This is a genomic window from Pseudoalteromonas sp. SCSIO 43210 (genome assembly GCF_054133285.1).
The window spans coordinates 4,380,098-4,405,819 of sequence record NZ_CP087225.1 but is presented as its reverse complement, the minus strand read 5'-3'; the positions used below and the strand labels follow the sequence as shown (position 1 = coordinate 4,405,819).

General features: G+C 39.7%; 14 protein-coding genes. 13 read left to right on the top strand and 1 reads right to left on the bottom strand.

The genetic code is table 11. The annotated features are described in order from the left end of the window. Positions 1-3: 3 nt before the first annotated feature. The 5 genes from LOS73_RS19140 to LOS73_RS19120 all read left to right on the top strand — a co-directional run bounded on the left by LOS73_RS19140 (position 4) and on the right by LOS73_RS19120 (position 10,059). Positions 4-4,626, top strand: a complete 4,623-nt coding sequence (locus LOS73_RS19140; RefSeq protein ID WP_033028855.1) for a hypothetical protein — start codon at positions 4-6, stop codon at positions 4,624-4,626. Positions 4,627-4,628: 2 nt separating this feature from the next. Beyond that, positions 4,629-8,465, top strand: a complete 3,837-nt coding sequence (locus LOS73_RS19135; RefSeq protein ID WP_457934153.1) for a contractile injection system tape measure protein — start codon at positions 4,629-4,631, stop codon at positions 8,463-8,465. A 23-nt stretch (positions 8,466-8,488) separates the two neighbouring features. Next, on the top strand, positions 8,489-9,070 hold the full coding sequence (locus tag LOS73_RS19130) for a hypothetical protein (RefSeq protein ID WP_457934152.1): 582 nt from the start codon (positions 8,489-8,491) through the stop codon (positions 9,068-9,070). Positions 9,071-9,126: 56 nt separating this feature from the next. Next, positions 9,127-9,606 carry a hypothetical protein gene (locus LOS73_RS19125; protein ID WP_007377688.1) on the top strand — a complete coding sequence of 160 codons (480 nt, stop codon included), beginning with the start codon at positions 9,127-9,129 and terminating at the stop codon, positions 9,604-9,606. Between the two features lie 141 nt (positions 9,607-9,747). Next, a complete protein-coding gene (locus LOS73_RS19120) occupies positions 9,748-10,059 on the top strand; it encodes a hypothetical protein (protein ID WP_033015760.1) in 312 nt (103 codons plus the stop codon). A 345-nt stretch (positions 10,060-10,404) separates the two neighbouring features. On the opposite strand, the gene gorA is transcribed toward LOS73_RS19120, so the two are convergent. After that, positions 10,405-11,769, bottom strand: coding sequence for a glutathione-disulfide reductase (gene gorA, locus LOS73_RS19115; protein WP_457934151.1), 1,365 nt, complete (start codon positions 11,767-11,769; stop codon positions 10,405-10,407). Between the two features lie 78 nt (positions 11,770-11,847). Between gorA and LOS73_RS19110 the strand changes: the two genes are divergently transcribed. From LOS73_RS19110 to LOS73_RS19075, 8 genes are all read left to right on the top strand, one after another. Further along, on the top strand, positions 11,848-12,528 hold the full coding sequence (locus tag LOS73_RS19110) for a DUF2461 domain-containing protein (protein ID WP_007377686.1): 681 nt from the start codon (positions 11,848-11,850) through the stop codon (positions 12,526-12,528). 346 nt (positions 12,529-12,874) lie between these two features. After that, positions 12,875-14,914, top strand: coding sequence for an oligopeptidase A (prlC, locus tag LOS73_RS19105; RefSeq protein ID WP_457934150.1), 2,040 nt, complete (start codon positions 12,875-12,877; stop codon positions 14,912-14,914). A 327-nt stretch (positions 14,915-15,241) separates the two neighbouring features. Next, positions 15,242-16,423, top strand: coding sequence for a response regulator transcription factor (locus LOS73_RS19100; protein WP_457934149.1), 1,182 nt, complete (start codon positions 15,242-15,244; stop codon positions 16,421-16,423). A 57-nt stretch (positions 16,424-16,480) separates the two neighbouring features. After that, positions 16,481-17,236, top strand: a complete 756-nt coding sequence (locus LOS73_RS19095; RefSeq protein WP_007377683.1) for a class I SAM-dependent methyltransferase — start codon at positions 16,481-16,483, stop codon at positions 17,234-17,236. Between the two features lie 369 nt (positions 17,237-17,605). Then, on the top strand, positions 17,606-20,545 hold the full coding sequence (locus tag LOS73_RS19090; protein WP_457934148.1) for a SusC/RagA family TonB-linked outer membrane protein: 2,940 nt from the start codon (positions 17,606-17,608) through the stop codon (positions 20,543-20,545). 33 nt (positions 20,546-20,578) lie between these two features. Further along, positions 20,579-22,288, top strand: coding sequence for a RagB/SusD family nutrient uptake outer membrane protein (locus LOS73_RS19085; protein WP_457934147.1), 1,710 nt, complete (start codon positions 20,579-20,581; stop codon positions 22,286-22,288). Positions 22,289-22,338: 50 nt separating this feature from the next. Next, positions 22,339-23,676: a sugar porter family MFS transporter gene (locus LOS73_RS19080; protein WP_457934146.1), complete on the top strand. Its 1,338-nt coding sequence runs from the start codon at positions 22,339-22,341 to the stop codon at positions 23,674-23,676. Continuing rightward, positions 23,663-25,675, top strand: coding sequence for a glycoside hydrolase family 32 protein (locus LOS73_RS19075; RefSeq protein WP_457934145.1), 2,013 nt, complete (start codon positions 23,663-23,665; stop codon positions 25,673-25,675). The genes LOS73_RS19080 and LOS73_RS19075 overlap by 14 nt, the downstream gene beginning before the upstream one ends. Positions 25,676-25,722: the final 47 nt, after the last annotated feature.

Genomic DNA, 25,722 nt, shown 5'->3' with positions numbered 1-25,722 from the left:
ATAATGACTACACTTAATGATCAAAATGCGACGTTACCTGCGCATGCAACAACAGTAATTGAAAAGGAAAACCGCGATTCACTTATTGAGAAGTTTGATGATCTAAAAACGCCCTCAGGCAATGATTTTGAGGCGTTGATCCGCTCTAGTTTCAATCAAGTAGATGATCCTATTCAAGTGGTTAAAGTAGATGATAAAAGTGAATTAGAAGTGTCTGCACCTCTGACTATCACATCTGATACACAAACCAATGAAAAGTTGAAATTAAGTGCTAACGAATTGAGCATGACACAAGGTGAGACGCAAACGCTAAATCTCGATAGTGACAGCATGGAAATGTTTGACGGTGTATTGTCGCTTTCAAAAGACGATAAAAAGCTGCAAGTTTCGGGCACTGTACAAGCAAGTATGCTCAATGCGACTGCTCAGGTGAATACGGTTCAACTTAATACTGATGCATTGCTGGTTAACAATGCCAGTACAGAAATCTTACGTGCCGAGCTTGATGAAAATACAGCACCTAAAGTCACGATATCTGGTGATGCAAAGATCACAAAATCTGTTACAGCTCAATCACTTAATGTGACGGATACAATTGATGCGTCAGATTTGGTGGTGTCAGTATCATCGACACTTGCAAATGCCAGTGCCAATACATTAGTGGTTACAGGTAAAACAATACTTAGCGACAAGCTTGAAGGTGAAAATGCGATATTTACCAGGCATCTAGAAGTAAGTGACACATTAGGTGTGGGGATTGATGCGCAAAGTACGCAAGCTAAACTGCACATATCAAAACGTAGTAGTGATATGGATGCCTTGCTGCGAGTAGATGACTATAACAACGATACCACGCCATTTTTTATTAATTCTGAAGGTAAGGTTGGTGTGGGCACGACGGATGTTGCTGCCGATTTTCATGTGGCCAGTGATGCGCTTTTTGGTGATATACGAAATGCGCATTATGTGAAGCTTAACGGGCTAGATAAAAGTCACTTTGAAGGTAATGTTAGTGTCTCTGAATCAATGTCAGTGGGTGTGAATGAATTACCGATTGACGCTGGAAGCTTAGCGGTATCAGGTAAGCTTGCATTGGGCAAAGTTAACGCTACGGCTAAGTTAGATGTGAATGGTAACACCGGAGAGTCATTATTAAATATAGCGACGAACGCAGCACAGTTTGTCAAAGTCACAGATGCCCCATTGCTAGATGAATCAAAAATTACGGTGTACCAAGCAACTAAAATCAAAGATGCTTTAAGCGTTGAGGGACATGTCACTGGCGAAAGCGTAACAGTAAATCAGCACCTTGATAGTGATACAGCAACAATAAATGGCCAGTTAATTGCTGGCAGTACAACGACTGATAGTTTAACGGTGAACACTCACGCTGATATTGAACAAGCGCAGATTTATAATCAGCTTAATATTGCTTCAAACAATGATCAACTAAACTGGGAGTGCGACGCAAAGCTTGCTGTATTGAGTAGTCCAAGTAACCCTTCAGGCGTTGAGATCAGTCATTTTAACGGCCAAGCAGTGACGCCTATTATCACCAGTAAGATGGATAAATTAGGTCTTTTTGAATCTAACCCAATGAAGTCCTTGCACGTAGGAGCTGATGCGCTGTTTGCGCACTCTGTAGATTTTGCCAGTGATATTAATGTATTGAACAATAATGACGAAGCCATTTTTAGCGTCAACGATATGAATGTGGTTGTGGGGAACAGTAATTTTTCCACACAACTTAGTGTGCATGGCGGTGCTGGTATTTTTGGTAATACAGAGGTTCATGGTCAATTAACGGTGGGTGTTGCTGGTAATCCATTATTAAGAACTGCCAACTCGCAAGTGCATATCACCCAATTGAGTGAACAAGCGGCAATAAAAGTGGAACATGCCACTGAAGGTTTTGCAACTTATATGGCTGCCGGTCAACTTGCTATTAACCAGCCATTACCAGTATCTGATGTGAATTTTGCACTAACTGGCCAAGCTTGTGTGACTGGTCAAGTGCAGATCATGGGGGAGGCGAACTCAGGTGAAGAGGTTGCGCTTGAAGTTCAAGGCGACACTAAACTAAAAAACAAGCTGTGTGTTAATGGCACGGCTCAAGTTGATGATGGTTTATCACTTAGCGTAACGAATAATAGCGCGCAGCAACAAAAAGATGCCTTAGCTGTGCAAGGTTCTAGCCACCTAGCTGGCACTTTATCTGTGACAGATGCCGTTGATTTTCATAATGGCTTAACGGTAACAGATGGTGATGTGACCTTTTCTGATAACTTCAATGCTAATGGTCCAACGACCGTCGATAATACACTTACAGTGAATGGCCATGTGAGTGTTATGGATGGTATGAAAATATCGCCCACTGAAAGCGGTAATGCGTTACTTGTTGAAGGCGGAGCGCAATTTGATACTGATGTAGAGATAGAGGGTGACTTAAATCTATCAGATAAACCGGCAAACGCACGGTTACATATTCAAGAGCAAGGAAAGCAAGGGCTTTATATTGAAAGGCAGGGAGGCCAGGCGGGTTTAGTATTTAACGACGGTCGATTAGGTGTGGGTGTTGAGCGACCCGATTATGCGCTCGATGTTGCTGAAGATAGTCAGTTTAGAAAAGACGTTGGGATCAAAGGGCGCTTAGAGGTCGATGAAAGTTTACATGTTGATGAGTATGCCAGCTTTAGAAGTAACATTAATGTGTACGGTAATAGCGAACTCGCAGGAGAAGCGCGCTTTGGTTTACCTTTTAGTAGCGTTATTGATGACGAATCAGCAGGTATGCCTGCGGGTATAGCACAAGTGGCTATTGACCAAAATCATTTTGCAAAAGCTTTTGCTGTTTACCATCAAGGTGCAAAACCCGTTGTGATTGAAGGCGGTAAGCTTGGTGTACAAACCGACTCACCAACACAAGCATTGGATGTTAACGGCAATGCAGTATTTAGAGGTGATGTTGAGCTTAAAGGAACGTTGCACGGCTCTGGTCGATTAGAGTGCTTGGATGGAGCAAAAATATTTGGCGATGTTGAGCTGCGATCGGACTTAACTGTTAGTGATGATGTTCATCTCAAAGATACGTTGTTAGTGGATGGTATCTCAACATTTAATCGCCATGTTGAAGTGAAAAGTGAAAGTACATTCCAAGGTTCGGTAAGGCTCAATGATGAGCTTTCGGTCCAAAATCACACGTCATTGCGAGATACCCTTACAGTTGCTAAGCAAGCAACGTTCCAAGGCGGTATAAACATTGAAGGATTAGAGGTTGGTTCACAGGTGTCTGTTACACCAGCAGCCACGTTCAATAATGCAGTAACAGTGCATGGTCAAGTTAATTTACTTAGTACTTTGCAAATGGGAAGCCGTATAACGGGGCCCTCTATGTCGGTATTTGGCACTGAGGGTGAGCATCTTATCAATGTTGAGTCGGGCAAAGATGCTGCTCCATTAATGATTCAAGCTAATGGCCACGATGCCCTACACATAACATCAGAAGGTAATGTTGGTATCGGCACGCAAACACCAAGCCATAAATTAGATATTGAAGGGGATGTACGTGTTCGCAATGCATTGCTGGTGGATAATAGCTTAAGCTTTGCTGATGGTGCCATCATACAAAGTGATTGCACTGTTAATGGGTCACTTAATTCATCAACACTCCAATTGGGTGAAACCCAAATGATTGACTGTATATCAGCTGATGTTGATCTTGGTGGTGATATGGCTTCAGATGAAGCTCTGGCAACACAGGCTGCCGTAAAAGCGTATATAGATGCACATTGTTGGTCGTGGGCTAAAAGTAACAAAGTACTGTTGATACAAAATCAGCAAGAGTTTGATGAAGTGATGAGCCGAGAGTTGCTCTGCAATGTGACTCTTTTACTACTGCCACACACCAGTCATCCACAAATGAACCGAGTTTACAAATTGAAACAACAAGTACGCATAGGTTCAAACGTTAGTATTATAGGTTTTAATGAACGAGAAACGCGCATTGTAAAAGAACATGCAGGGTGTCGCTTTTTAATTCATGGTCAAAGTGACGCGCTGATCAAAAGTGTTGAAATGCGTGGTTTTACCTTCGATGGTTCATTACTTAATGGTGGCTTGTATGAAGGTAATGGAGGCGCATTTCATTTACGTTATGTGCAAAGCACAAAACTTAATTGTGTCATCGAAAATCACCATGTTAATGGTGATGGTGGGGCTATTTACGGTGAAGCTGACGTCAGTGGTGTCGAAGCTAGCAATATTAAACACTGTTCAGCAACACGCCAAGGTGGCGGTGTGTATGGTGTGCGAGAGTCAACTTTAGATGTGTCGTCATGTCACTCTGAATATGGCGCAGGTGTTGCGTATTGCGATGATTGTCAAGTAGTTGCACGTGCTAACACCGCGGTGCTATACGGTGGTGGCGCATATAAATGTCAAAACCTGATGGCACAGGGTTATTGGCGAAGTAACCGTGCGGAGGCGAGTGTTGGGCATCATATTTATAGTGCAGGAGGAGACATTAGTCACGATGACCATACACATCAAGATTACTGGTGGCATGCATTATATTTAGATGGCCCAGTGATGTGTGGTACTCAACCTTGGCGCAATGATCACTTTTAATTATGAAACTAACCATCAAACAGTTTAGGGCTGATATACAGGCCCCTCAATCAGCTTTGCGTGCATCAGACATAACCTTGGATGATGTTCAAAGTCAATTTTCAGAGTGGATCATGCAAGGTCTATCACAAATGGACTGGCCTGAATTAGATGAATCAGACTTACAGCTTGATACGATTAAGTTACCCGATTTGGTTATTGATTTGGCTGAAATTGATTGGCAATTTGTAATGCTAGACCCATTTGCAGCGTTTAAACATTATGTTTATCCGCTGCTGAGCGACAGCATAGCAAGGCCATTAAAACAATACCGTAAACAGAACTCTGCTCAGTTCGCGGTGATAAATAGCCAAGGTGCAACTCGTCTTAATAGGGTTTTACTTAGTTTACTTACAAAATTAAGTAAACAAAATCCACAGGGAATAATGGCCAAGACGACGCTTAGACTTGAGTTAAAAAGGCAAATTAGTGAAGCAATTAAAACCATCTCTAACCCGCTTCAACAACTCCAAGCAGAGCCAAATTGGCCGCAACTTAGGCAAAGGTTTGTACAGTTATTCAAACAAGATAAAACGGTACTCCTGTTGCTGGTGGCGCCACTTTATAATGCGCAAGAACAGCAAAGAGTTAGCAAATTGTTGGCTTGCTTAAGTATGGCGCAATGTGATCGTTTTATTCGCTTATTAGAATTTACGACGAGTATCACTGAGCATACTGAACGCGAACAACAGTGCATTTTGTTGCTCTCACTACATGAATTATTTGTTGCCCATAGCGCTTTTAGCGAGCGATTATTACTACAAACTACTGCTGTACTTAATACACCTAAATATAGGCAAATGCTCAGCATGTGGTGTGTATTAAATAAAGCGCAGTGTAATAAAAAATTACTGAGTGATTTACAGCGTATTGTGACTAGTGCTGCGAAGCAAAGTGATCTAGCAATTGAGCTGGTTGAGCACACAGAGTTGGTTAACAATGACAGTAGGAAACTAAATATAGCCAAAAAAGTCAATGCTTTAGGGGTAAAGCAACAACAAACTTTAAAACAGGTATTAACATTATTACAGATCCTTGCTGATTCACATGCTTTACCAAAGCAAAGGCTAAAAGCTTGGTTCGCACTGCAGGTTATTCGCGCCAATCAAACACGACTAAGCGTAACTTTAGCTTCCAAATTAACCCAAATAACTCAAGCGGTCGGCGATACTTTTCGAAAGAGAGAAACACCGGAGCATACAGTAGATAAAATAGTAAAACTAACAGACAAGCTAGGTTCTGAAGGACTATTTAGTTGCCACGTAAATAACCAAAAATTGGGAGTGTTGAGGCTCTATAGCTTGTTGAGTCGGTTGCCTGATGTGCCAGCTCTACTCTTAGAGAGACCGATTAAATGGCAAGTAAAAAAGCGTATACCTGAACAAGAAATACAATGCTGGTTTGATGACGTAAATAGATGGAGTAAGCAATATCAGCAAATAGCGACGAAGAAGCAATTAGATGAGTTCGCTATACAAGTTAACCATAATGAACTATCGACTGTGCTCAAACAGATTAAAATTTGGTTGGTGCAGTATCAACAAACGATGTCCCTAGATGCCTATGATCACATAGTACTACCTTGTGTTATTGAACTATTGAAAAGCTTACCTATTCAAAAAAACTCGAACTTATGGTTGCAATTACACAGTACAGAAAGTGGTCATGCATTTAATCGGATCGTTGAAAAGTTACAGGTAGAGTGTCAACGCGCTCTTTCAGATGAATCAACTACTCAAGCTAACTTAACCGGATTGTTATTTGATGGTGCGCAGAGTGAAAAAGCTATGCATGAGTGTTTAGATAAACTTTATCAAAAACTTAACCGCAATTTAGTAAACATGGTTCAAAGTTTTGAGCAACAACATGCTTTAACATCTGGGCAAACTGCAATGAATAACCGTGGCTCTATTACTTGGCAATGTTACGCTAGAGTCACCCACATGGCTAAATTTGGGTATAAATTACAGTTTTGCTATCAGCCATCATTACAGCGTGTTTATCGTTTTGTTTTAAATCAGCAAGTATGGCTTGCTAATGAACTAAGTTCATTACTTTTTGGTGAAATAAAGCAAGATGAGCAGTGCAAGCAGCTGCAAAAAATAATTACACAGCACGTTCAGTCGTTAGGTTTGATTGAAAAAGAGCTACTTCAAAAGTTACCGCTCATAGCGCGTGCCGAGGTTGGTTTGGATGCTTGGTTCACACCTTTGATTAGTCATGCAACAAAACATCTAACAGAAATGAATAGTGTATGGCTGCAGCCTTTTAATATTGAGGAACTTTATACATCACGCATAGCAAATTTCAATGATGAACAAGTTACGGTTTTTCAGCCACAAAAAAATGAGCGACGAGCTGACAGCGTTACTCATAACATAACCCAAGAATATGAGGTGGATGAAAAACCTCTAGCGGTGCAATGTAATTTACAAAAGCATAAAGTTGATACGCATATTACACATGGAGCGGTATCAACCTTGGTTGAAGACGAGCAAGTGTCTTTCACTAAAGCTACCTTAAATGCCACTAAAGACGATGACAAACTACGTAATAATTTTCTACCAGATGTACTTACGCATGAAGATAACAATGACAGCGTATTGTTAAACATGAGTAGCGATATGAACATAAGTCATAAACCTTCAGAAACGTTTGAGTATAGCGATGAACATCAAGTTAATGTCGATAAAACACAAGTGACACTCGATAAAAACTCAGCGCAAGTACCTAAGCTCAATATGCAAAAAATAGCGTTTGAAAATAATAATACACGTCAAAGTAAGGGGGGTATAAAACAAACTCAAAGCTCACATGTCGAGCTGGATATAGAGACAATTAAAGACGATGAAGTACACCATGGTTCAGCGTTATCAGCACAGAATAATAAGCTTAATAAAGTGAGTTCATATCCAGAGGAAACCATAGGTACTCATTCATCAATATTAGTTAAACATGACGCAAAAGAAGCATTGATAGCACAGACGCTCGTAACTTTGCCTCAAGGAGAGAAAAACCAAGTAGTAACCCCCTCTGAAACGCTACTTAACGCATTAATGGCGGTTGAACGCGTTGATGAAACGCAAAACTTATTAGCTCATATAGAAAAACGAGCTGATGTTCAATCAACACTGCAAAATTCTGATCTCAAACAGGCAATTAAACAAAGTAAAAGACTTTTAACAAAGCTTGCCAGAACCACGTCTTCAGAGGGCGAAAAAGGGGTTGTTCAAAGTGCTATTTCACAAGTTAAAACGCAGCTAGCGCAATTACAACAAATGAATGAACAGCAAAATGAGCCTGTCACATTTGATGTGGGTTTGGTTATTCTATGGCCTTTTTTACCTACTTTGTTTACCAGGCTTGAGCTGATGGATGAAGGGGAGTTTAAAAACGATGACACGCAAATGCAGGCGCATGCCGTGCTTTGTTATATCGCTAATATTGATCCACTTATTGAAGTTAGTTTAACCGTTAATGCGTTGCTGGGACTGCCATTAGATACCCAAATAGAGGAACCCATTGAGTTGAATGAACAGACAATTATGGCAATTGATCATATGTTACATGCGCTTGTGAATCGTTGGGAAGTGTTAAAAAGAATGCCAACGATTGAGTTTTCTAAGATGTTTATTACACGAGAGGGGACGGTTGAGCAAACAGAATCAGGTTGTCATATTCGCGTAGTGACTATGCCGCAAGACGTTCTAATGTCAAAGTTGCCTTGGGGGCTTGGCATGGTGACATTGCCTTGGTTAGGTCAAGCGTTACTTCATATTGAATGGAAGTATGGTTTTTAACAAACAAGTTACAGAGGATTTTTATGCATACCTATAGCGAAACCAACACGCATGAGTTGATTCTTACACATCAGCATAAATCAACACTTTATGACGCTGCTAAAGCGAAAGCCGATAGCACTCGCCTACTTAGCGAATACGATCGCAAGCGTTACTTTGACGAGCTGTTTTCACACACAGTGTTAGCGCAGTTAAGTGATATAAAAATAGAGTTGGCCAGTCATGGTTACGCGAGTGAAGTTATAACGGAAACAGCTCAGTTAGAGAGTGGCAACACTGTTGTTGATTTTATTTATGAAGTCACATTTAAATTTAATTGTAATTTACAAAGTGACGACACAATAGCCTCCGGTGATAGTCAAATGGTATTTTTCACACAACCAGGCAGCAATCATATTGCTTGTCGTTATAAAACAGCACAGTTAAATAGTCAGATACAACACTTATATTTTGACGATGAAGGATACAGTCATTTTCTAGCGAATGGCGAGTCTAAGACTTTGTGGCACGGGCATTTAAGGAATCATTCAGAGCTAGCATCAATCCTTGATGATTTTATTTCACTTATTTTTATTGAAAAAAGGACTAGTTTGAGTCGAATTTAATTCACATTTCTAATGCCCGCACGTTATTCCTAGAAGTTCTAACAAAGGAAGTGATAATGGCAAATTATGTGCAGGCATTTGAAAAAGTCTTTGCTTTAAAGCGTGAAGCAGCAAACATTTATAGTGTCAATATTGAGGATCTCACCTGCTGGCAAACCATGAAGGACATTGGCTTCTCCTCATCTGAGCTATACCAACTATTTAAACATCATTACTGTGAAGAAATATGGCTGCAGTTGCAGGGAGAAAATATCCAGCAACAAAGTATTGCTAATTTATTATTTAAAGCATCAGTTAAAGGCTATGTTGACGAATTATTAGTGCAATTTCAGCAGTGTTTTTCACTCCCTATTAGTGGCGTAATGTGTTCGTACACGCTGCAACAAATTAATCAAACTGATCAGCCTAGGCTCACTATATGGCTTCGTTTATATACTCTTTATTTTGATATTTATGCCAATCAAACACACCTATATTCTCAACTCGAATATTCACCGGAACAACACTTTTTTAGTCCTCAAGTTTGGCTTCATTAAGTAGCCCTATTTAAAGACATAACCCTCTTCCATACTCTCCTTCCTTCTCCTGTTAATAACGACTATTGCAGCGACTGACTAAGGAGGCTTTTGCCTCCCCCTCCTTCCCCAAAAAATTTATCAATCAGAGGAGTAATTTTGATGAAAAAAAATTTTGAGAGTTCATCGGACTGCGATGCAAAAACCAAATCTAACCCCGAGCTTGAGCAAACAAATATAGATCAATCTACCAATCGTACTATGCCTCAAGATATTGTCATTATGTTAATAGGACGATGGGCGATGCCCACTACGGTAGTGTTAGTCTTAGTAACTTGCCTTGCTGGATATTTTCTTGAGCTTCAAGCGTTTACTGCCGTGGTAGGAATGATATCGCCGGTAGTGATGGCACTAATTATGGTTATAAAAGAAGCTTTGATAGGAGGTAGAAACAAGCGTAACCGAAAGAAGTAACAAAGCTGGCAGTAAGTTCCCATACTGTTATCCAATTCAACAAAACATAAGACCGTAAGGCGATAATAAGGGTAGGGCGTTTATCAAGAAGTTTAAAAGTAGAATGGTTACCTACAGCCGTTTATCGAAATAACTCAGAAATAGAGAAAGATATAGGTTGTTACTGTATAGATTAAAGCTTGGAGGGCTACATAGTCACAATAGGCGGCTCGCCTTACTGCTACGGATGGAAAAATTAATTTACTGTCTAAAGTTAGTTGATCACTCCCCTCATTGATAAAGTGATTAATGCGGGGAGTTTAACGTTTTCAGATATTGAAAACGTTTATGTGTATCTTTTTTACACTAACCTCTCATGGTTACAAACTCTTCTGAGCCAGTCGGGTGAATAGCCACAACAGCATCAAAATCAGCTTTAGTTGCACCCATTTTCATGGCAACGGCAAAACCTTGAATCATTTCATCAACCGCAAAACCAATACCATGTAGGCCAACTACTTTTTCGTCTGGGCCGGCACATACAAGCTTCATTTTACAAGGCTGGCGATGTTTAGTTACCGCTGTGTACATAGCCGTAAAGCCAGATTGGTAAATCTTAACGTTTTCTTCGCCATACTGAGAAATAGCTTCTTGTTCAGTAAGGCCAATAGTACCAATTGGTGGGTGACTAAATACAACAGTAGGAACTAGACTGTAATCCATTTTTAAATCATCAGGTAGTTCTTTATTAAATAAGCGTTCTGATAAAGTACGCCCTGCTTTAACTGCTACAGGCGTAAGTTCAATACCGTTTTCGATAATATCACCAACAGCATAAACATTTTTAGCTGTGGTATTTTGAAACTCATCAACTTTAACAAAACCATCGCTGTTAACTTCTACGCTGGCAGCAGCTACATTAATTGCGTCTGTTGTTGGCTGGCGGCCAATTGCCCAAATTACTTGGTCAACGTTATGAGTTTTGCCGTTATCTAAATGTAGCGTTACAGAGCCATCATTTTCTTTAACTAATTTATGAGGTACAGATTCTGTATGAAGAGTAGGGCCTTCAGCAGCCATAACATCAACAAGTGTTTCAACTATGTATGGGTCAAAGTTACGAAGTGGAGAATGTTTACGAACAAATAAATGTGTTTCAGTACCTAAACCGTGTAATACACCAGCAAGTTCGACGGCTATGTAGCCTGCGCCAATAACGGCAACGCGCTTAGGTTGCTCTTTTAGTTCAAAAAAGCCATTTGAATCGATACCGTGCTCAGCGCCTTCAATATGCGGAATGCTTGGGCGACCACCTACTGCAATTAATATATGGTCGGCTGTGTAGTGCTCGCCGTTTACTTCAACTGTTTTATTATCTACAAATTTAGCAAAGCCTTTAATTACAGTAACGCCATTGCTTGCAAGGCCACTGTCGTAACCTTTATGAATTCGGCCTATGTAGGCTTCACGGCTTTCTACTAACTTGCTCCAATCAAAGCCTTTAACTTCAACATTAAAGCCGTAATCTGGGGCATATAAATTAATTGCTTCAGCAACCTGAGCACCGTGCCACATTACTTTTTTAGGTACGCAACCCACGTTTACACATGTGCCGCCCATGTGTTTTGCTTCTATAAGTGCTACTTTAGCGCCACGCATTGCCGCTCTATTTGCAGAGGCAATACCACCACTGCCACCACCGATTGCAATATAATCAAAGTGTTGTGTCATTTTATGTCCTTAGGCGTTGAGTTTTATGCGCATTAGCATAACATTAAGTTTTAAAAATAAAGAGTGTTTAGGTGACCTATGTTTAGTAAAAAAACATTCGAATTTCTTGCTCAGCTTGATCAAAACAATAATAGAGACTGGTTTAACGACCATAAATCACAGTATGAGGAATACGTAAGAGAGCCCGCTTTAGATTTCATTAGGCAAATGCAAGCACCACTTGCTGAGGTTTCTAGCCATTTTGTCGCATCAGATAAAAAAGTCGGCGGTAGTTTAATGAGAATCCATAAAGACGCGCGTTTTAGTAAAGATAAAGCCCCATATAAAATTAATGTAGGAATTCAATTTCGCCATTTTATGGGAAAAGACGTACACGCCCCAGGTTTTTACTTTCACTTAGCAAATGACGAATGTTTTATAGGTGCTGGTATTTGGCGACCAGAATCAAAGGCGCTTAACGCAATTAGAACCTGCATAGATGAAAACCCAAATAGCTATAAAAAAGCAATTTATGATGAGCAATTTAAATCTATATTTGAAATGTCAGGAGAGTCGCTAAAACGCCCACCAAGAGGTTTTGAAAAAGAGCATCCCTTAATAGATGAGCTCAAACGAAAAGACTTTATAGCCATTAGCCCACTTACTCAAAAGCAAATATGCAGTAATAACCTAGTTGATACGGTAGTAGGGCGTGTTGATCTTTGGTGGGTGAATTTGCAGCAGTGTGTTTGGTTTTTAGGCAAGGCAGAGCCTATATAGTGTGGTTATTCCCCATAAATAGGCGATAACGCAGCATAAATACCAAACATGCGCTGCCCTTTGGGTTCTTTATAGGGACGATTAACTCTTTGTTGCTCGGTTTTTACTTAGCCCACTAGGTTACAAACCTCGCGCCGTGATTTAATCGCCCCTAGATTGAACAAATTTCAATCCACAAAGTTCAACACGCCCTAGAGCGTTATAAAGTGGCCGACTCATTAATGGGTTATTTGTGCTTTGCTTTAGAGCAACCTTATTAAAATTACACAACTTAAAAGCAGTTGAGTTGTTTTTTTACTTTTAGACCCAATTTAAAACGTAATGCATTAACGCAAAGAGAGTATTTATGAGCAACCCACTAATTGGCCTTGAAGGCTTACCACCATTTTCAAAAATAAAGCCTGAGTACGTAGTACCAGCACTAAAAGACGGTATTGAGCTTTGTCGTAAAGCCATTGATGACGTGTTAGCGAAAGGTTTGTACACGTGGGATGACTTAGTATTACCCCTTGAAGAAGCCGACGACAAATTATCGCGCATGTTCTCCCCTGTATCGCATTTAAATTCAGTAATGAATAATGACGAATTACGTGAAGCTTACGAGCAATGCTTACCGTTAATATCTGAATATTCAACATTTGTAGGTCAGCATCAAGGTTTATACAACGCGTATAATACGCTTTATAACAGCGACGAATTTAAAACGCTGACTACAGCACAGCAAAAAACAATTACTAATGCGCTTCGTGATTTTAAATTATCGGGTATTGCATTAGCACCGAAGCAGCAAAAACGCTACGGCGAAATTAGCGCGCGTTTATCAGAACTTGCCTCAAAATTTGGCAACAACGTAATGGATGCCACACTTGCTTGGCACAAACATATTACTGATGAAAGCGACTTAGCTGGCTTGCCAGAATCTGCTTTAGCGCTTGCAGCTGATACTGCAAAAAGTAAAGAGTTAGACGGTTGGGTATTTACCCTTGATTTTCCGTCGTATTTACCAATTATGACTTATGCAGATAACCGCGAATTACGCAGAGAAACTTACACCGCGTTTTCTACGCGCGCATCAGATCAAGGCCCTAATGCCGGTGAATTTGATAACTCAGAGATTATGAGTGAGGAGCTTGCGCTTCGCCATGAACTTGCACAGTTACTAGGATTTAACAGCTACGCTGAAAAGTCACTGGCAACTAAAATGGCCGAAACACCGGCGCAAGTATTCTCGTTTTTAGAAGACCTAGCGGCTAAATCAAAACCACAAGCAGAGCAAGAAGTGGCAGAGTTAAAAGCCTATGCTGAGCAAAAACATGGTATTTCTGAATTACAGGCATGGGATTTTGGTTACTACAGCGAAAAACTTAAGCAAGAAAAATACGCTATTTCAGATGAAGTACTACGTCCTTACTTCCCAGCAAATAAAGTATTAAGTGGCTTATTCGAAACCGTTAACCGCTTATTTGGTATCAATGTAAAAGAAGTTACTGATTTTGATACTTATCACAAAGATGTACGCTTTTTTGAAATTGTAGATAGCAGCAATACCTTACGTGGACGTTTTTATCTCGATTTATATGCACGCGACCGTAAACGCGGTGGGGCGTGGATGGACGACTGTATGGGTCGTAAAGTACGTGCTAACGGCGAACTACAAACTCCAGTGGCTTATTTAGTGTGTAACTTTAATAAAGCGGTTGGCGATAAACCTGCATTGTTTACTCATGACGAAGTGACAACCTTATTCCACGAGTTTGGTCATGGTATTCACCACATGCTTACACAAGTTGATGCTGCCCCTGTTGCGGGTATTAATGGTGTAGCGTGGGATGCGGTAGAGCTTCCTAGCCAGTTTTTAGAAAACTGGTGTTATGAAGAAGAAGCATTGAGCTTTATTTCAGGTCATTATGAAACGGGCGAGCCGTTACCTAAAGAGCTACTTGATAAGCTACTAGCGGCTAAAAACTATAACTCAGGCATGCAAATGCTACGTCAAATTGAGTTCTCGTTATTCGACTTTAAAATCCACAATGATTATAAAGCGGGTGAAGAGTGTCAAATTCAAGCCGTACTAAACGATGTGCGTAGCCGTACCTCGGTCGTTAATCCACCTGAGTTTAACCGTTTTCAGCATGGCTTTAGCCACATTTTTGCAGGCGGTTACAGCGCTGGTTATTACTCATATAAATGGGCTGAAGTTCTATCTGCTGATGCTTATTCTAAATTTGAAGAAGAAGGTATTTTTAACCCGCAAACCGGGCAAGCTTTCATGCAAAATATTTTAGAAAAAGGCGGCAGTGAGGAGCCAATGGAATTATTTAAAAAGTTCCGTGGTCGTGAGCCTAATGTTGACGCGTTACTACGCCACAGCGGTATTGCAGCTTAAAAAAGCTAATATTTAGCACAAACCAAATTAAAGCGCCTAATGGCGCTTTTTTATTATCTAAATTTTAGGGCGTGTTGATCTTTGGTGGGTGAATTTGCAGCAGACTGTTTGGTATTTAGGCAAGGCAGAGCCTATGTAGTGTGGTTATTCCCCATAAATAGGCGATAACGCAGCATAAATGCCAAACATGCGCTGCCCTTTGGGTTCTTTATAGGGACAAATTTCAATCCACAAAGATCAATACGCCTTAACTTATTCACTAAAATTTTTAGTAAATTCAGTCTACCGAGCTATGCTCTTAACATACCTAATAAAATGGACTCGGGCATGGCAAAGCTAATATTGGCAATTGATGACGATAAGTTGGTTCACCATATAATAGAGGAGTCTTTAGCAGGGTTTTGTAAAATCATTCATGCAAAAGATGGGGATGAAGGTTTAAGGCTCGCTAATAAATATAACCCCGACATTATTTTGCTCGATATAGAAATGCCGGGTAAATCAGGCTTTGAAGTTTGCCAAACGATTAAAAAAAATGAGCTAACCAAAGATATTCCCGTTATGTTTTTATCATCCAACATTGAGTTGGCTGATCGTGTTAAAGGTTACAGTGCTGGTGCATCTGACTATATAGCTAAGCCTTTTAACGCAGAAGAATTAATGGCGCGTATAAAAGTGCTTTACGAATATCGACAGCAAGGCATAAAGTTAAAATATGATGTAGCTCACGCAAATAAAACAGCCGAAATGGCCATGACTGAATCAGGTGATATGGGCCGAATAATACGCTACGTTGGGCAAAGTTATCATGCTAATAATTTCTCATCATTAAGCGAATATTTTTTAGCATTTTTTACACATTTAGATTTAGATGTTGTTGTTGTTTTTTGGTATGAAAGTAGAGGCATATTTTATTCTCAGCAAAGTGCAGTGTGCCCATTAGAACAAGAGTTATTAGAACAACATAGGCATGCACAGCGGTTTGTCGATATTAGCTCCAGCACAATTATTAATTACCCTAAAATATCATTACTGATAAAAAACATGCCCGTTGACGATAGCGCTAAATTTGGGCATTACAAAGATTTGTTTCCACACATATTGGAGATCACCAATGAAAAAGTGATCACTATACAAAATAATGAAAATAGCTACGAACAGGCCACGCAAATAGGCATCGTGCTTGAAGACATAGTGAAGCAATTAGATTCTCAGAGCCAGGCAAAAAACAGTATTGCTAAACAGCTTATAGAGCAATTAAGTGAGCTTGATAGTGCAATTAAAGTGCAAAAAGAGAGTGATAATATTTGTGACTTAACGCCTTACTTTACCAAGCTAGATAAAACTACGCAGTTGTTTACTTCTGCTAATAGCGATCTAGCATTTATTAAATGTCAGCTTAAGCAAATTAGTGAAACTCGTAATGGGCTACTCGCTAGCTTGCGTAGTAACGATAGTGAAGTTGTCTTACAAAATACCACTGAAAATAACGATATAGAGCTATTTTAGTGCTTTAACCTGTACTGATTGATATACTAAATAGGTATTTTATCGTCGGAGTGTAGAGTGGTTATTCAGTGTGCTTTTAAAGAGTGTCGCCCTTATTTAAATGAGTTAGAAACGCGTTTTGGTTTGGCTCAATGGGCAGAGAAAAACAATGGTTTTCGGCTGAATTACGACGATAGCGGCCTGAGTTTATATAAAACGGATGAACCCAAATTAGGCGCGATCAACGTTGATTTTGTAACCGGCGCAGCGGCGCATAGGCGCAAGTTTGGTGGTGGTAAAGGCCAAGCAATTGCCAAAGCGGTTGGCTTAAATAAAGGCGCAACGCCCGTAGTGCTTGATGCAACTGCCGGCTTAGGGCGTGATGGTTTTGTACTTGCGTCACTTGGATGCAACGTTATATTACATGAGCGCCACCCCGTAGTCGCCGCGTTATTGTATGATGGTTTGCAACGTGCTTATAACGACATTGAAATTGGCGCATGGATGAAGCAAAGCATGAGCCTTATATTTGGTTCAAGCCACACTCTACTATCGCAATGTGAAAGCATGCCCGATGTGGTTTATTTAGATCCTATGTTCCCGCATCGCGAAAAATCAGCATTAGTAAAAAAAGAAATGCGTGTATTTCAAGAGCTTGTTGGTGCAGATACCGACGCTGACGATTTACTCGAATTCGCCTACCCACTCGCCAGTAAGCGCGTAGTAGTAAAACGTCCCGATTACGCCCCATTTTTAAATGACAAAACCCCAAGTATGCAAATTAAAACCAAAAAGAACCGTTTTGATGTGTATGTAAAGGCGGCAATGGTTTAAAAATAACAACGCGATAAGCTTCCTACACAGATGTCTTGTCGCTGAAACCATAATTTAAAATAATTGCCTACATTAGGATAGTCGTTATCTTTAAGGTGGGTAATTGACTTCGCAATAAATTCATAACACCTTGATTATTATTTATCCATCCCAGGTTAACATTCAAAAGCATTAATGCTGTCGTTAATAATTTTTAATTTATATTGATTAGATGTTTTTTAAATGTTAAAAAGACAACGTTGTTTATTTTCTATGCCCAAGCGTAACCATAAAATTTGAGTGCAGAAAATATATTCACACGATAAAAAGACAACGTTGTTAATTTGTATGATGAAATCAACATTAATAATTAAAATGAGGACACACACAATGCTCATATTTCGAAAAAACAAACTTGCAGTTAGTGTTAATACAATTCTACTAGGCTGCACGTTACCATTCAGTGTTGTTGCCGCTGAACAGCTGCCAGAAAAAGCTATATCTAGTGATGGTATTGAAATAATAGAAGTTTCATATGGTTATGGTAGTGTCAAAAAGAAAGATTTAACAGGTGCGGTGAGCACTGTTAGCCTTGAAGATGTCGTTGACTTGCCGTCTGGTAATATCATGAAAAATTTGCAAGGGCGTGTACCTGGTTTGCAAATTACGACGAGTGGCTCACCCGATTCTTCAGCAACGGTGCGTATTCGGGGGCAAGGTTTGGGACCTTTAGGTAACAACGATCCCCTTTATGTTGTTGATGGTGTACCCACTAAATCGGGCATGCATGAACTAAATAGCCACGATATTGCAGATATACAGGTACTAAGGGATGCGGCAGCTGCAAGTATTTTTGGTGCTCGCTCTGGTAATGGTGTCATTGTTATTACAACAAAAAAAGGGAATGAAGGGCTCGACTTCAATTTTTCTTTTAATCAGTCATATGATGATTTTAATTATGAGTTAAATCCATTAAATACACAGCAAAGATCACAAGCAGTCTGGCAAGCTGCAGTAAATGATAGGTCAGATCCAAATGCAGCAAGTTCTCTTTATACTTATGATTGGAATAATGATTTTAATAACCCTCAATTAAACAACGTTGTTTTACCTGAGTTCACAGATGCTGCACAGGTGCAGCGTCCTGCAGATACAAACTGGTTTGATGAAGTTACGCGATCTGCAAAAGTAACGGATCTTAATTTTTCAGTTTCAGGAGGTTCAGACAAAGCTTCGATATATAGTTCACTTGGATATTACGGCTCAGAAGGTATTGTTGATGGCTCAGAATTTGAGCGAATTAGTTTTCGCGTTAACTCGGATTATCAGTTAACAAATAAACTTAAGATTGGTGAGAACTTTATAGTGACAAACCAAGAGTCAAACTTGGTTAATGATCTGGCCGGTAATATTCTAAATTTGGCTATAGAGCAACAATCTATCGTTCCTGTATATAACGAAAATGGAGACTGGGGAGGACCGGTTCCTGGTGTAACTGACCGTGATAATCCAGTTCGATTAATTGAAATGAATCGAGATAATGTCAGTAGATTCAATAAATTAATGGGGAATATTTTTGTTGAATATGAAGCAATAGAGGGCTTAACGTTAAAAAGCTCTATCGGCTTAGATTACGGACAATACTATTTCAGGAATTATACCCGTGCTTTTCAAGCTGGCTCACTAAACTATGGTGATCAGCTGTCAGTGACAGAAAATTGGAATAGCAGTTTCAGTTGGACTAATACCGCAGAGTATAAGCTTGATTTAGATGCAAACCATTTCACGTTTTTGCTTGGTACTGAACAAATAGATTACGAGTATGAAGGGTCTATTGGTTTTGGTTCTGGTTTTGCTTCTGATGATCGCGATTACGCTCATTTATCACAAGCAACTGGTGATGTTCGTGTGGAGGGGGATGGTGATAAATGGTCTCTTAATTCTTATTTTGCGCGTATGGACTATAACTATGATGATCGATATTTAGCAGGTCTGACAATACGTCGTGACGGTTCGTCTCGTTTTGGTAGTAATAATAACTATGGTAATTTCCCCGCTATTTCTGCAGGTTGGGTGATTAGTAACGAATCATTCTACGATATTGAGTTTTTATCTACTCTAAAGCTTCGTGCTAGTTGGGGCAAAACAGGTAATCAAGAAATCCCTACAGATGCAACGTACACAACCTATTTAAGTCGTTATGCAACGCAATCCTTATTCACTGATCAGCAAGATGAAGGAACGGCTTATGATATAGGCGGGGCTAATGGCGGCACGCTACCTTCTGGGTTTGTAAAAGCACAGACGGGGAATGATGACCTAAAATGGGAAACATCAACGCAAACAAACATTGGTCTTGATTTTGGCATGCGTTACGAAACCATATACGGCAGTATCGATTGGTTTGAAAAAACGACAGAGGATATTTTAACTTTAACCAATCCACTTGCAACATTAGGCGAAGGCGCTCAGCAATGGGTTAATGGTGGCACAATTGAAAACTCTGGTTTTGAGTTTCTCATTGGATATGCCGACTATCTTACTTTTGATAGCTTAGATGGTGATATTGATGTCGATATTAGTTTTAATATTTCTTCAGCTAAAAATAAAGTTGTATCACTTCCAGAAGATGTTGTTAATTCATTCGGCGGTAATGGCAATGATAAAACGATTGTTGGTCATTCTATTAACTCTATTTATGGTTATGTCGCCGATGGTTTATTCCAAAATCAAGGTGAAATAGATACTCACGCAGCGCAATCAGGGGCTGGTTTAGGTCGAGTCCGCTGGAAAGATTTAGACGGCAATGGCGTGATTGATGAAAACGATCAAAGCTTTTTCACCGATACTGATCCTGACTTTATGTATGGATTGAACATGAATTTCAAATACAAAAATTGGGATTTAAATATGTTCTGGCAAGGTGTTGAGGGAGGTGAAATACGTAATAGCTGGCGTGGATTTACTGACTTCACATCATTAAATATAGGCTCTAACTACGGCGACCGAGTTCTTGATGCATGGTCAGTTAACAATACTGACACCAATGTACCTGCATTAACTTTAATTGATAACAATGGCGAAGGCCGTCAATCAAGCTTATTTTGGGAAGATGGTAGCTACCTAAAGCTCCGTAACTTATCTATCGGTTATACACCTGATGAACAGTGGCTAAGTCAATACGGTATTAGTTCTGCGCGAATTTATTTGCAGGGAAGCAACTTATTGACCATTACTCCATCCGGGACGCTAAGTCAGGATCCAGAGACGCCAAACAGTAACTTTCCAATTCCAAAACGTATCACGTTAGGCGTGAACCTTTCTTTTTGATTTATTAAAACGACAACGATACGAGCACATATTATGAAAAAAATAAAAACTCTATTTGCAGCAACTACATTTGTTCTTTCTTTAGCTTCTTGTGGTGGGTCTGATCTTGATGTTGCACCTTCGGGAGTATTGACCGAAGAACAAGTTTCTAATAGTGAAAATGTAGATGCGTTGATTATTGCTGCTTACTCATATCTAGGTAACGATCATTATACCGCGCCTAATTTTTTATGGCCGACAGGGAACTTACGCGCAGGAGATGCCCATAAAGGTGGTAATGGACCCGGTGATATATTTGCTTATCATGCTTTGTCTTTATATCAGCCAATAGTGCCTGATATGGAGTCTTTCCCGCCAGATTTGATTGATTTGAATAATAAAAAATGGACACGTAATTACACGGGGATCTCAAGAGCAAACTCAGCATTAGCAGTCATCGCAAATGCGCCCGATGCAATTGAAAACAGCGCTGAAAAACAATCTGAACTGCGATTTATTCGCAGTGTTTTTTACTTTGACTTAAAAATTCATCATAAGCATATTCCGTGGATTGATGAAACGATGACTCAAGATCAGATACTTACAGCAACTAATCGTGAGCTAAGCGATCAGGAGCTATGGGATAAGATTGCAGCAGACTTTGAGTTTGCCGCAGGCAACTTACCACAAACCCAAGATGATGTAGGGCGAGCTTCAGCGTTATCAGCCAAGGCATATTTAGCTAAAACATTGCTCTATCAGGCTTATGAGCAAAATGAATTACATCAAGTTATTAATATTAATAAAGATAAACTTGTAAAAGTAGTAAATCTCATTGATGAAATTGAACAAGCCGATGTATATGGTTTGTTTGATGATTACGCAAATAACTTTTTATTTGAAACTGAGAATGGCAAAGAATCAGTGTTTGCTATTCAGCGTTCTTTAAATGACGGTTCACCAGATGGTCGTGGTAGTTGGCCTAGTGCATTAAATGCACCAATGGCTGGAGGTTTTGGTTGTTGTGGTTTTCACGTTCCAACAGAAAATTTTGTTAATGCGTTTAAAACAGATCAACAAGGCTTGCCGTTATTTGACTCCTTTAACGATTTTAACTACGACATGACGACTGACTCAGTTGACCCTCGCCTAGATCATACTGTTGCAATGGAAGGTAAGCCATTTAAGTATGACGAAAACTTGATTCATGGCGGTGATAGTTGGTCACGTGCTCCAGGCATATATGGCAACTTTACGGCAATGAAAGATCTTGAACACCCAGACTGTAGCTGCCGCGGTGAGAATGGCCCTTTTCCTATTTTTTCATTAAATACACCGCTAATTCGTTACGCAGATGTATTGCTTTGGAAAGCAGAAGCATTAATTGAGTTAGACAGGTATGACGAAGCATTGCCAATTATTAACCGAATTCGTGAACGAGCTAAGCAAAGCACCGATAAATTACATAATGCCAGCATTTATAATATTGGCGCATATATAAGCTTTGATTCTAAAGAGCAAGCAATAGAGGCACTGCGTTTTGAGCGACGCTTAGAATTAGGACTTGAAGGGCATCGCTTTTTTGACTTAGTTCGTTGGGGGATAGCTAAAGAAACTATTGATAAGTATTTAGCAATTGAGGCTGTACGTAAACCTTACTTAGTCGACGCTGTTTTTACTAAAGGTAAGCATGAGTATTTACCTATTCCAAACCAGCAAATGATTTTAAGTGGCGGGTCGTACACACAAAACCCAGGTTATTAATAGTGGTGGGTTTCGGCCCACCTTTTAATTGTTAAGCTTTAAGAGTGATTATGAAAAAAATTATTTACTGGTCAGTCACTGTTGCTGTGGCTGGTTTTTTATTTGGCTTTGATACCGCAGTTATATCCGGTGCGGATAAACCTATTCAAGCATTATGGAATACGAGTTCATTATTTCATGGCCTATTTATTATGTCTTCGGCTTTATGGGGAACACTCCTTGGCGCCTTAACAGGTAATTACCCGTGTGATAAGTGGGGTCGAAAACCCACATTGATTTTAGTTGGGGTGTTATTTTTTATCTCAGCACTTGGCTCTGCTATGGCTCCTGAAGTTTACAGCTTTGCAATATTGCGATTTATTGGTGGTGTGGGAGTGGGGATTTCTTCAATTGTTGTACCTGCCTATATTTCTGAGATTGCTCCAGCTAAGTTTCGAGGACGTCTGGTCGCACTTTATCAATTTCAAATTGTATTTGGTATTTTAGTTGCGTTTATTTCTAATTTTTTAATCGCTGGTACATCCGCAATTGATTGGCGTTTAATGTTAGGTGTGGAAGCAATACCTGCCTTAGCCTATTTATTAATGATTATTAAGGCACCTGAAAGCCCACGTTGGTTAGTGCAAAAGAAAAACGAAAAAGCTAAAGCGCGTTCAATCTTAGTTACTTTAGGTGAACAAAACCCAGACCAAGTATTAAATGACATAGAACGCGACAAGTTACAAAACAGTCAATCAAAGCTATTTGGTGGTAGTTACAATAAGGCGGCTTTATTTGCATTTTTATTTGCCGCATTTAATCAATTATCTGGCATTAACTTTATTATTTATTATGCACCGCGCGTATTTGAACTTGCAGGACTGGACGTAAATCAATCATTACTTTCAGGCGCTGGAATTGGTGTGGTTAACTTATGTTTTACCATGCTAGGTTTATCTTTGATTGATAAGTATGGTCGACGGTCACTGATGTATATTGGCTCAATTGGTTACGTTATTTCTCTTTCTATGGTGGCGTGGGCGTTTGGTACAGATTCTGGTGGCTTAACGGTTGTTGCGTTTGTCTTTGTTTTTATTGCCGCTCATGCCATTGGTCAAGGTACCGTTATTTGGGTTTTCATTGCGGAAATATTTCCTAACAAAGTCCGTTCTAAAGGTCAGTCTTTGGGCTCTGGTACGCATTGGTTTTTTGCCGCTGCAATTACTTTATTTATGCCATTTTTCTTAGAACATTTTAGTGCAACTGAAGTGTTCACTTTCTTTACTTTAATGATGTTAGGGCAGTTGATTTTTGTTGCGTGGTTCATGCCAGAAACAAAAGGACGTTCTTTAGAAGCTATTTCATCAGATACCAATAATAAACATGGAGCATTAGATGCGAACCGTTAATTTAGTTTTAATTTCATTATTTTTGGCAGCATGTAGTATGACAAACCAAACTGAAAAGACCACCCATGAGGGTTTAGATAAACTTGGTAAAGAGGCGTTTCGTCCTGCTTTTCATTTTACTCCAAAAAAGCATTGGATGAATGATCCTAACGGTATGGTTTATTACCAAGGTGAGTATCATCTATTTTACCAGCATAATCCTGATTCATCTGTATGGGGACCTATGCATTGGGGGCATGCGATTAGTAAAGATATGGTTGATTGGCAGCACCAAGAAATTAAGTTGTCTCCTGATGAGCTCGGTACTATTTTCTCAGGCAGTGCGGTGGTTGATTGGCAAAATAGTAGCGGTTTTGGCAGTAAAGAAAATCCACCATTAGTGGCTATATTTACCTATCATGACGATAAAAAGGCTGCACAGGGGGCAATTGATTTTCAAACACAAGGCATCGCTTATAGCATCGATAAGGGTCGTACATGGAAAAAGTACGCGAACAATCCGGTATTGAAAAACCCTGGGATCCGAGATTTTCGTGATCCTAAAGTAAATTGGCATGAGGGTACCCAGCAATGGATCATGGTATTGGCTCAAGATGATCATATTGGCTTTTACAGCTCAAAAGATTTGAAAACATGGCAATTTGAAAGTAACTTTGGCGCTGATTGGGGCAGTCACGCCGGTGTATGGGAGTGCCCAGATCTTATTCGCGTGCGTATTGAAGGCACTGATGAATATAAATATGTTTTATTAGTGAGTATAAACCCTGGCGCTCCAAATGGCGGCTCTGGTACGCAATACTTTGTTGGCGATTTCGACGGTGAAAAATTTGTACTTGATAGCGATTATCAAAAAATGCTCACAGCAACGCCAGCAGTTTTCCCCCATGGACTTGATTTTTCTGACTTCAAAAGTGGTTTAAAAAATTGGCAAGTATCAGGTGAAGCATTCCATATAGTTAATGCTCAACCGTCAAATACGATTGCTAGTTCTTTTAAAGGTTCGGATAAGGCAATTGGCACGTTAACCTCAAAATCATTTGCGATCGATCACGATTTCATTAACTTCAAGATTGCAGGCGGAAAGCATCACAATAGTACTGCAATACAGCTGTTAGTTAATGACGAGATAGTTAAAACCGCAAGCGGAAATAATACAGGTACTATGACTGAACGTTCTTGGAACGTGAGTCATTTAAAAGGTCAGCAAGCTTATATTAAAGTGGTAGACAATGAACGAGGTGATTGGGGGCATATAAAAATTGCTGATATCGTATTTTCGGATAAAGCAGCAAATGAAAAGTATGAACCTTCGATATGGTTAGACTACGGCACAGATAATTATGCTGGCGTGACTTTTTCTGATGTTCAAGACGGTAGACACTTATTTATGGGGTGGATGAGTAACTGGCAATATGCAAATCAAGTACCTACAGAAGCATGGCGCAGCGCAATGACTATTCCCAGAGAATTAAAGTTATTGCAAACGCCAACAGGCGTGCGTTTGGCATCCCAACCTATTAAAGAGCTAAATAGTTTATTGAGTAAGACACAACAAAAGGCAAGCCTAACTGGCGCAAAGAGCTATCAGTTAGATGAGTTTTTTACTGTTGAACCTGGGCAATTTAAGGTGAGCTTTAGTTTATTAAATACTGAACAAGTTATTGATATCTTGCTTAGCTCTGAAACAGGTGAGTACACTAAGTTACAGCTAAATCCAGCTCAAGGACAGCTTGTACTTGATCGCAGACAATCAGGTTTAAAAGACTTTGAAGATGGTTTTGCTTCTTTACAAACTGCGCCATTACAGACTGGGCTTAAATCTTACGATGTCGATATATGGGTAGATAAAGCGTCGATAGAAGTGTTTGTAAATAAGGGAGTTAGCTCTATGACCTCGATTGTTTTTCCAACATCTCCTTACGATAAAATACAAGTTAGTGCTCAGCAGTCCATATCACTGAGTGACATTCGCTTAAATAATATAGCAATAGAAAAATAACTTCCAAAATGACTCTATATTAATATAGAGTCATTAACCTTTCTCCA